Annotated in this window: 10 protein-coding genes; 6 read left to right on the top strand and 4 right to left on the bottom strand. The window is 42.7% G+C overall.

All coding sequences use genetic code 11. From position 1 onward, the window contains the following. Positions 1 to 86 precede the first annotated feature (86 nt). Positions 87 to 1,166 (top strand): RuBisCO accumulation factor 1, encoded by a 1,080-nt coding sequence (locus BGL89_RS18420; RefSeq protein WP_286826977.1) that lies wholly within the window; start codon positions 87 to 89, stop codon positions 1,164 to 1,166. A gap of 267 nt (positions 1,167 to 1,433) precedes the next feature. Continuing rightward, on the top strand, positions 1,434 to 2,471 hold the full coding sequence (gene csaB / locus BGL89_RS18415) for a polysaccharide pyruvyl transferase CsaB (protein WP_286826976.1): 1,038 nt from the start codon (positions 1,434 to 1,436) through the stop codon (positions 2,469 to 2,471). 294 nt (positions 2,472 to 2,765) lie between these two features. Here the strand turns inward: csaB and BGL89_RS18410 are convergent, their stop codons facing one another. Continuing rightward, entirely contained in the window at positions 2,766 to 3,773 is a 1,008-nt protein-coding gene (locus BGL89_RS18410; RefSeq protein WP_286826975.1) for a Gfo/Idh/MocA family protein, read from the bottom strand. A gap of 84 nt (positions 3,774 to 3,857) precedes the next feature. Here BGL89_RS18410 and BGL89_RS18405 point away from each other — a divergent pair, with 84 nt between their 5' ends. Then, complete coding sequence (locus BGL89_RS18405; RefSeq protein ID WP_286826974.1) at positions 3,858 to 5,897, top strand: hydantoinase/oxoprolinase family protein; 2,040 nt, start codon at positions 3,858 to 3,860, stop codon at positions 5,895 to 5,897. A gap of 32 nt (positions 5,898 to 5,929) precedes the next feature. On the opposite strand, the gene BGL89_RS18400 is transcribed toward BGL89_RS18405, so the two are convergent. The 3 genes from BGL89_RS18400 to BGL89_RS18390 form a co-directional block, all read right to left on the bottom strand. After that, entirely contained in the window at positions 5,930 to 6,550 is a 621-nt protein-coding gene (locus BGL89_RS18400) for a chorismate lyase (RefSeq protein ID WP_286826973.1), read from the bottom strand. A 148-nt stretch (positions 6,551 to 6,698) separates the two neighbouring features. Further along, positions 6,699 to 6,995, bottom strand: coding sequence for a glutathione S-transferase (locus BGL89_RS18395; protein ID WP_286826972.1), 297 nt, complete (start codon positions 6,993 to 6,995; stop codon positions 6,699 to 6,701). Continuing rightward, positions 6,996 to 7,655, bottom strand: coding sequence for a glutathione S-transferase family protein (locus tag BGL89_RS18390; protein WP_286826971.1), 660 nt, complete (start codon positions 7,653 to 7,655; stop codon positions 6,996 to 6,998). Positions 7,656 to 7,792: 137 nt separating this feature from the next. On the opposite strand from BGL89_RS18390, the gene lepB reads away from it, so the two are divergent. The 3 genes from lepB to BGL89_RS18375 all read left to right on the top strand — a co-directional run bounded on the left by lepB (position 7,793) and on the right by BGL89_RS18375 (position 9,989). After that, positions 7,793 to 8,890, top strand: a complete 1,098-nt coding sequence (gene lepB, locus BGL89_RS18385; protein WP_286826970.1) for a signal peptidase I — start codon at positions 7,793 to 7,795, stop codon at positions 8,888 to 8,890. Between the two features lie 148 nt (positions 8,891 to 9,038). After that, positions 9,039 to 9,614, top strand: coding sequence for a hypothetical protein (locus BGL89_RS18380; RefSeq protein WP_286826969.1), 576 nt, complete (start codon positions 9,039 to 9,041; stop codon positions 9,612 to 9,614). Between the two features lie 6 nt (positions 9,615 to 9,620). Beyond that, positions 9,621 to 9,989: a DUF1818 family protein gene (locus BGL89_RS18375; RefSeq protein ID WP_286826968.1), complete on the top strand. Its 369-nt coding sequence runs from the start codon at positions 9,621 to 9,623 to the stop codon at positions 9,987 to 9,989. Positions 9,990 to 10,093: the final 104 nt, after the last annotated feature.

Here is a 10,093-nt window from a genome sequence, read left to right as displayed (position 1 = left end):
ACATTTTAGCATATATTTGGTAAATGCGCTAGTATTTAACGGTAAAGCCGTCGTAGAACGACGGGGTTTCAGACCCAAAATTTTCGATGACAGAACAGCCTCGCAGTACAGATGATCGAATCAGCGAAACGGAAGCGACCGAATTAATGCGCTCGCTGCTTCATAAGGAAGGAAATTGGGTGAATTGGGGGCAAAAATGTCAAAAACTGCAAAAAGCTGGCTACGATTCCCAGTTAATCTTTGAACAAACGGGTTTTCAAAATGCCCAACAAAATTTAATTATTGTCGCTGCCCAAGTTTTTGAGAGTTTAATCAAAGCGGGGGCAGCTGAAGATTTATTAAGTTACTACATCGGTCCGCGCAGTGATGTGTTATACGAATTGCGGATTCTCAATCAAGAACAAAGACTGGGGGCAGCGAAGTTAGCGGCAGAAAAAAGGATTGAGGTGGCTGAAGCACACGATATCGCCAAAGCAATCCAAGATTTTTCCCGTTTATCCCAGATTCCCAGTGAATTTACCCGTCATCCTGGAGATGCGATCGCTTATCAGTGTTGGAAACGGGGCAAACAAAAGCGAGATTTAGCCGAAAGAGCGAAATTAATCGCTAAAGGGTTGAAATTTGCCCATTCTGACTCGGCCAGACAGGCGATCGAGTCTTTACTGCAAGATTTTACCGTTACTCCCTCCCGTAGCGCACCTTTGCTACCCGTCCATCGTTTACAGGATGAGGACGAATTAGCCAGAATTATTCCTTTAGTAGGAAGATTTCCGGTGACGGTAACTGATATAAAACAGACAGAAAGTTTGAGCGTCGAGGAACCTTTTCGACTGGTAACGGTGGGGGATAAACAAACAATTGTGCCTCTCCCCGGTTGGCAAGCAATTCTCAAAGCGATCGATCCTGTAGCTATTTTATGGCCTAGCGATCAATTACCTCGATCGATTGCCACCAGATCCGAAGAAGTTTTATTAGTGATCGATCGAGTTTTGGCCGAATGGGACGTGAACAATTATTATCTGGTAGAGAGAGATAATTCCGTCTCTTTACAATGGTTTGATAGTCCCCCCGATGTCACCATCTTAGGTCAATTAGTCTTGATTTTAAGAGCCAAAAATATCCTCGATGAAAAAAACATCACCGAACCCTGGCAAATGGACGACTAAATCAGTGATCAGTTATCAGTAAACAGTGATCAGGTTTAAGCTATTAGTTATGAGTGGGAATAAGAAAATAGATAAACTGATCACTGAATCGAATAAAACTGGTCACTGCTAACTTGTAGCTGACAGCATAACTTAAGAAACTAAGAGACATTTTTAAAGTAAAAAGTAAAAAGGGAAAACCTACTTTCAAGAAAACACTGGAACAGACAACAGGCAAATGTTGACTGACAACTGATAACTGATAACTGATAACTGATAACTGAATATATGCGTGCAGTAATTTGTGGATATTATGGGAGAGGAAACGGAGGAGATGAGGCATTATTAGTGTCTCTATTGCAGATGTTGCCCTCAGCAATTAAACCTATTGTTTTGTCAAATAATCCCAGAGAAACCAGTCAACGTTATGGAGTGGAAACCTGTCCTAGTAGGGATTGGTGGCAAGTTTTTCAAACTATGAAAAAAGCGGATATATTTATCTGGGGTGGCGGCAGTTTAATGCAGGATGTCACCAGTTTTGCCAGTCCAATTTATTACGGTGGTTTAATGGCTTTTGCTCAATTATTGGGCTTAAAAACTATTGCTTGGGGGCAGGGAATTGGACCATTAAATAGACCTTTTACCCGTTGGTTAACCAAAAAAGTTTTACAAAAATGTAGTTTAGTTACTGTGCGCGATGATACTTCGGCTCATTTAGTCGCCAATTGGGGTATTCATCCCATTGTTGCCCCCGATCCAGTATGGGCTTTAGACGCTCAATCAGTCAAGGGATTATCGGATTTACCCGCCCCAAGAATCGCCGTCAATTTACGTCCCCATCCCCTATTAACCCCGGCAAAATTAGATAAATTAACCCGAGCTTTAATTGATTTACAAATTAGTACGGGGGCGTTTATTCTCTTAGTCCCTTTTCAAAAGTCGCGGGATTTGCCCCTCTGTGAAGCTGTAGCCCGTCAATTAACGGAAAATCATCAAATCATTAGTTTAGAGGATCCAAGACAGTTAAAGGGCTTATTTCGCGGGGTAGAAATGGTGATCGGAATGCGCTTTCATAGTTTAATTATGGCCGCGGCAGAAGATTGTCGTTGTTTTGCCCTTAGTTATGATCCGAAAGTGTCGCGATTAATTGCCGAAGTACCGATGCCGGGTTGGGAATTAGATCAGTTACCAGAGGCAGTTAATGATATTAGTACCGCTTGGATTGATTTTTATGCCAATGGAGAGGGATTAACCAGCGATCGCAAACATTTTTTAATCGATCGAGCTTTAATTCATCGAGAAATTTTATCTAGATTGGTGAGCTAATTTTTATGTCGAGTGCTATTACCGAAGCTATCACAACTATTGCCCTGACCGAGACAAGATTTAATAGACCTGTTGCTCACGGGTAAGAATTACAGGTATTTTGGCTAATTCGCTCTAATCCATACTGGGTAATGATTTTGGGAAAGATACCAAATGGACTCTATAAGTATGCCATAGTTTTTGAAATTTGGTCTAAGGTAGCAGTATCCTGGGTCTTTGCTCTGTCGCGTCAACCCCATTCAACGACCATCCTAAAAGGTGGCGTGGTGAGGATGTCAACGTTCCCATTTTTCCCTATTCTAAGCGCACAATCTCTCCACCTCTGGCTAGAGATAATTCTGCTGCCTGGAGGATTTTGACTAATTGCGTCGCTACCGATCCCGAAGACACAGGAGAATTGACACCCGTAGCCACTGACTCTAAAAAATGTTCGCACAATGCTTTCAGGGGTTCACCATCGGCAATAGGGATAGATTCCGTCTCTTGTCCCCGGGGAATAAAATAGGCTTCCTGACGTTCAAAATAGCCCTTTTGTCGGGTTAAAGGCGATCGAGAGTCTAATTCATTGAAAATTAAAGTCCCTTCGCTGCCAACTACTGCTAATCGTCGCTGTTTATCGGGATTCAACCAACAAAGGTGAATAGTCGCTTGAAAACCATCGCCATAGATCAGGGTTAACCAGACTAAATCGGCTAGATTAGGTTGTAGCCAGAAGGTTCCCCTCGCCTGAACTAATATTGGTGTACTATTTAACCAGCTATTAAAAATCGAGATATCGTGAATAGCTAGATCCCACAAAGCGGACACATCCTGACGGACCGGACCTAAGTGGGTGCGAGTGGCATAACCATAAAGAGGTTTACCGATACCCCCAGATTGCAGGACTTTTTGTCCGGTGATAACGGCGGGATGAAAAAGATAGGTATGATCAACTAATAAAATACGCTGTTTTTTCGCCGCTAATTCCGTTAATTCGGCACATTCTTGGGGATTGAGGGTTAAGGGTTTTTCGGCGAGGACGTGATAACCTAAATTAAGAGCATCTTTAATCAGGGGATAATGACTGATGGCGGGAGTAACGACGACTACAGCCGAGATTTCGGGGTGAAGACGAATTGATTCCCAGTCATTCGCTAAAATAACTTTATTAGTATCGAGATTCAATTGATCGCGACAGAGATGAAGTTTTTCAGGGGAGGGATCAACGATCGCCACTACTTGCGCTGAGGGATGTTGAGAAAAATGACGGACAAAATGGACTCCCCAACGTCCTACCCCTAAGATAGCGATTCCTGTGGACATTTTGCTTACTCAGATAAATCAATCTAGTTTATTTTAAAAGGATTAGGCGCAATTGTTAATTGATTCTGAGACCTGGAAGGGATTATGTTAAAATTTTTTATCGATCGAGGGGGAACTTTTACCGATATAGTGGCGATAATCGATCGACCAGAAATTATTGAACAACTAGCTAGAGATGCCGCTAGATTTCTGATTGTTCCCCTTGCCGATCAACAGTGGATTGTTCTCTATAAACTGCTCTCGGAGAATACCGAAAAATACCCAGATGCAGTCATTCAAGGGATCAAAGATATTAGCGGTTCCCTAGATAACATCGAAGTGATTAAAATGGGAACAACGGTAGCCACCAATGCGCTGTTAGAAAGAAAAGGAGAGCGCACGGTTTTGTTAATCACCAAAGGTTTTAAAGATGCCTTGAGAATTGGCTATCAAAATCGCCCCGATATTTTTGCCCGTCAAATTATTCTGCCTTCTTTATTATACGAACAAGTTATCGAAGTGGCCGAACGGTACGATAGTCAAGGACAAGAATTAATCGCCGTTAATCCCGCCCAAGTTAAAGCCGATTTAATACCAGTTTATCAAGCGGGTATCCGAAGTTGTGCGATTGTTTTTATGCACAGTTATCGTTATCCCGACCACGAAAAACAAGTGGCAGCCATTGCCGAAGAAATCGGCTTTACTCACCTAGCCATTTCCCATCAAGTCAGTCCTTTAATGAAACTGGTATCCCGGGGAGATACCACGGTAGTCTCTGCCTATTTATCGCCAATTTTACGCCGCTATGTTGATAGTATTAGCCAGCAATTACCGAAGACTAGCTTGCTATTTATGAAATCCGATGGCGGTTTAGTCACCGCCGATAAATTTCAGGGCAAAGATAGCATTTTATCCGGTCCTGCGGGGGGAATAGTCGGGGCAGTACAAACCAGTTTAAGGGCGGGATTTAGCAAAATTATCAGTTTTGATATGGGAGGAACTAGCACCGATGTTTCTCATTTTCAAGGGGAATACGAGCGCCAAACAGATAACGAAATTGCTGGCGTAAGAATGCGAGTGCCGATGTTAAGTATTCACACCGTGGCCGCTGGTGGGGGTTCGATTTTAGTCTATGATGGTTATCGTTTTCGGGTCGGACCAGAAAGTGCCGGAGCTAATCCTGGACCTGCCTGTTATCGACGGGGTGGACCATTAACAATTACCGATGCTAATGTTTTGTTAGGAAAAATTCAAGCCGCCTATTTTCCTGCTATTTTTGGACAAGAAGGAAATTTACCCCTAGATAGAGAGATTGTGCTGACAAAGTTTCAAGAATTGGCGGCAACAATGGGGGGTAATAATAGTCCTGAAATGTTGGCTGACGGGTTTATTCAAATTGCCGTGGAAAATATGGCTAATGCGATTAAAAAAATCTCTCTACAAAAGGGTTATGATCTCAGTGATTATACTCTTTGTACCTTTGGCGGTGCCGGGGGTCAAGTGGCCTGTTTAATTGCCGATACTCTGGGAATGAAAAGTATTTTTCTCCATCCCTACGCCGGGGTTTTAAGCGCCTACGGCATGGGTTTGGCCGATTTGAGGGTAATTAAAGAAAAAGCGATCGAACAGGGGTTAAATGCCGATTTAATCGGGGAGTTGTCCACAGAAATGAACGAATTAGAAGTTTTAGCGGGTCGGGAATTAGAGGGTTATAATCAGGTGCGGCAGCAAGTCAGTTTAAAATATCAAGGCAGTGATGCCACTTTAGCGGTTAATTTTAGCGATCAAATGCGTCAGGATTTTGAACGGGAACATCAAAGACGTTATGGGTTTAAGCAAGAACAAAAAGCTTTAATTGTTGAGTCGATTGCCGTGGAATTGATCCAGACTATGGACAGTCCCAAAGAAGCAATTTTAACTCGCTCCCGTCCGATGGGAGAATTACCTCCTATCCTCGATCGAGTAGCGGTTTTTATGGCTAATCAATGCCAGGAAACGCCAATTTATCAGCGTTCAGATCTGCAACCTTTTGATTGTCTGGCAGGACCCGCAATTATTATCGAAAAAATTAGCACGATTGTGATTGAACCGGGTTGGATGGCAAAATTAACGGAGAAAAATCATTTAATTTTCTCCAAAGATTAACTAATTAAACCACATAGAAATATCTACGGCAGTTATTCTAATTGATCAATTCTCATTTCGCCGAGGTATTTACGGAGATAGGGAGAAAAAACCTCGTAAATCAGGGTAAGGGGTTGGCGAGCGTGCCAAAATAGGTAATGACGACCCCAAAATGCTCCTTTTTCCCCAAAAGCTATTTCTAATTCCGGGGAATGACCGTAATAAAGTCCCTGCACATCGCGATACAATTCTGTGTGCAGCCGCGAGAGACTTTCCCAAATCGGTAGGGAACGATTTTCCAGATATTCGTCCACTTGATTGACAGACCACCAAGAAGCGGCATAGGCTAACCTTTGACCACTAGCTGTGCGTAACCAGACTTGACGACGCAATCTCGGCCCCGGAATCAGGCTAATTTTCATCGGTGCGCCATCCTCATCGTCGCCGATGGGGGACATATCGATCACATCTACTTCCGTTTTTTCACCGGTTAAAAGTTGTAAATGACGGGTGGGAGAACCATCGCCGAGAATTAAAATCTGCCACGGGGGGGCGAGTTGGCTATGGGGTAAACCTTGTTTAACATCGGTTTCGTCTCCTTGCCAGAGAGGGGACAGGGAGTACCAAGGACGATTAAGCAGCGGCTTTTCTTGGGGGCGGAGGATAGCAGTCAAGGTTTGTTACAAAACTTTATGATTTTTTCATTAATCATAACACGGGATTTTTGTCTGCTGGCGATAAAAGCGATCGCCTTGCTCCAATCCTCTCTAACTTTTCGGTTAGCATAGGCACTCTTGTCAAAGGAGATTGACTATTTTGATTTTAACGGTAGAAAGGTATCAATATCTGGAGGAATTTTTGTAATCTTCTCAGGGCAATTAATTGTCGAATCTTGGGATTAATTTGGGGGGGATAAATGCTGGTGGCTAATTGTTCTTCTAGTAAAGCATATTCTGCCGCAGTTAGGGGTTGATTATCAAGGGGCGATCGAGCCGAAGTGATAATTTCTGCTCGTAAAACTTCTTCGGGAATATCTTCAGGAGCGGGCAAAGCAAGGGCTTTTAGGGGCGATAAGAAACCGATAGAGATGAGGATGATAATTTTTGTCGTTCGCTTCATTTAATTTAAACCGGGGGGCAATTTTTCCCGACACTGTTGATGAATTTCCCCGATTCTAGCAAACAACCAGGGATATTTTTGACGATAACTGGGAACTAGAGCCAGAGGACTGAGTAGGGCAGTGGCGGCAATATCGGCTACACTTAATTTATCCGCCACCAAATAGGGCTGATTTTGCCAATATTCTAGAATCTTGAGGGCATTTTCTAGTCGCTCCTCCGCTAGTTTTACCCTTGCTGGGGTGATTTTATATTGTTGTCGCACGATATTAATAATTATTTGACTACTCAGGGAAGGATCGATCGCTTTTCCCTCTCCGGCGCGATAATCATAATAGACAAATCTGGTCTCCACTCCAATAGTTTCATCTAACCAATCCTCTAGTAACCAAGCTTGATTTTTCTCCTTTTCCCCATCGGGAATAAAAGAGGGGAAAGGAACTACTTTTTCTAAATATTTTAAAATGGCAGTAGAATCGGCAATAATCTCATCTGCTGCCATTAAAACGGGGACAGTGGTTAACCCTTTAGTTAGGGGCCTGAGTTTGAGAATATGTAGTCCGGGGGTGAGATTTTCTACTTGGTAATCAATCCCCTTATAACCTAGAGCTAAACGAGCTTTGCGACAGTAATGAGATGTGCTAAATTGAAGTAAAAGCATTAAGTGTTGTTGGTTGCTATAGTAGTTATCAGTTACCAGTTATCAGATGTGAGTTTTCAGTTAACTGTTCACTGATTACTGTTTACTGTTTACTGTTTACTGATCACTGTTGAATGAATTGGCAATAGGTCTATACTATGAGCAAACCCTCCCTTTTTTCGCCTGTTTCTCGTGCTTATGCGATTAATTCACAAGCAAAAGATCCCTGGTTAGCTGTCAATCTCTCGATGTTCTTCCCCGGTTTGGGACAATGGTATGCTAACAAAAACCAGAAAGCAACCCTTTTGGCAATCGCTCAAGTAATATTAATAATTGTGACAATTTGGTCAATTTTTAGCCACAATGGCCCTGTAAGCTGGGGATTAGGGGGAATAGTTGCTCTGGTTATCGTTTACATTAGCAATATTTTTGACGCTCACTGGACTGTTTATTATTCCAGACAGAATAACAGCTTAGAGAAAATTCCGCGCCAACAAAAAAACCCGTGGTTTGCCGTCTTCGCTAACCGGATTATACCGGGGTTAGGGCAATTGTACGCCGATAAGGTGATCTTAGGGATAATTTTTCTGACTATATCCCTGATTACCCTGAAAATGGATCATTTTTTTGCCTATGTCCTCTTTCTTAACCCTTTAACTACAGCGATCGCTATTTATCATGTTTATCACACTTTCCCCGATCAATTCCATCCCCATCGTCACACCTATCGTTCCATTTTGGCGCTGATGGTGGCAGCAATTTTTACTTGGGGAATTATCTGTAATTATTTTCCCGATTGGTTACATCAAAGAATAGAATTTTTCGAGATTCCTAGCGAATCCATGCTGCCTACCCTCGCAGTAGGTGATCGCATTTTCGTCAGTCAATCCAGTAATTATCAAGCGAAAAGAGGCGATATAATTGTTTTTAGAACTCCCGAAAAAATTAAGCAACTAGAGCCTAATTCTGGAGATTTTTTTATCAAACGAGTCATCGCTATTGCTGGGGATACCATTGAAATCCGCAGGGGTAAAGTTTATCTCAACCGGCAAGTTATCGAGGAACCCTACAACGCCGAGTTGGCCAATTATGAAATAGAATTTATGACTGTACCCCCAAAAACCCTGTTTGTTTTGGGAGATAATCGTAACCATAGTTTTGATTCCCATGCTTGGGGTTTTTTGCTGGAAAGTTATATCGTTGGTCAAGCCTATAAAGTTTACTGGCCTCTCGATCGTGTCCAGTCTTTGCTATGATGGGGATGACTGGGGTAACTTTGAGCCTAGGTGTTACAGTAGATGAGTTTGGGTATTGTTAGATTTATAATATTCACAATCCCTTGAGTTGTTCCTGAAAAATTCCCACTGGTGCTAGATAATTAACTTCAACTTTTTCTTGATTAATATGCTCTTAAAATTCCCTCAAAAGCTAAAAATTCAGCGAATAATATTATTAGTATTTTGTCTAGGAATGGGGATAATTATCTGGTGGTTATCGTGGCAATCCACCGGGATGAGCCAAATTCAACGACCCGAAACAGTTGCTCAACAAATTTATCAAGCAATGCCAGATTTACCGAAAGAAAACAACTATACCCGTCGAGATACAGGAGCGATCGATCCGAATAATACTTTAATAAGTCGCTTTCTTCGTTATCATCAAGATACAAAAAAAAGGTTTACTCTCATCCGTTTTGATTGGCAATTAACCCTAGGGGATTATCTAGGAGTGAACGAGAAAATCAACGAAGAAAACTATCCCGGACAAGCAACCCTTACCGTTAATCCCATGGCTGCCGATATCAAAGCGATTAACAGTCTTAATCGTCGTCAACGGCAGCAGTTAGTCACCCTTCTAGTCGAAATTTATAACCCCGCCATTCTCCCCCAAGAAACCCCCACTCCTAGTCCTTCTCCTAGTCCTTCTCCCCGTCGTCCATCTTTATCAAAACCGGGAGATGCCGACCTATTAAAATTCTAGAAAATTATGGAAAAAATTCTCAAATATGGTTCAGGTTGGCGACTCGGTTGGAATCCTAATGCGGCCATTTATAAAGGATTAATTGGTGGCGATGATTGGGCGATCGAATTGACCGAGGCAGAGTGGCAAGATTTGCGTCGGTTACTATCACAATTGACCGCAACTATGGCGGCCATCGCCACAGAATTAATGGATGAAGAAAGAATTGCTTGTGAAGCGGAAAGTGAGCTTTTATGGGTAGAAGCGGACGGATTTCCCGATCATTATTCCCTGCGATTCATTCTCTATCAAGGTCGCGGTTGTGAGGGCAATTGGTCGGCCGCTGCCCTGCCAGAGTTGCTCGCCGCTTGGGACAATTTGCTTTACAATTTTTAAGCAAGCGGTGGGCTTGACATCCTCGCCGCCGTAAAACGGACGGCGATTCCTCACCACGCCACTTTTTTAGGGTGGTCGCGTCAACGGGGTTGACGCTTCACAGG

This window comes from Microcystis sp. LSC13-02, assembly GCA_002282935.1.
Classification (GTDB): Bacteria; Cyanobacteriota; Cyanobacteriia; order Cyanobacteriales; family Microcystaceae; genus Microcystis.
The sequence above is the reverse complement of the archived record's forward strand: the minus strand, read 5'-3'. Positions and strand labels throughout refer to the sequence as shown.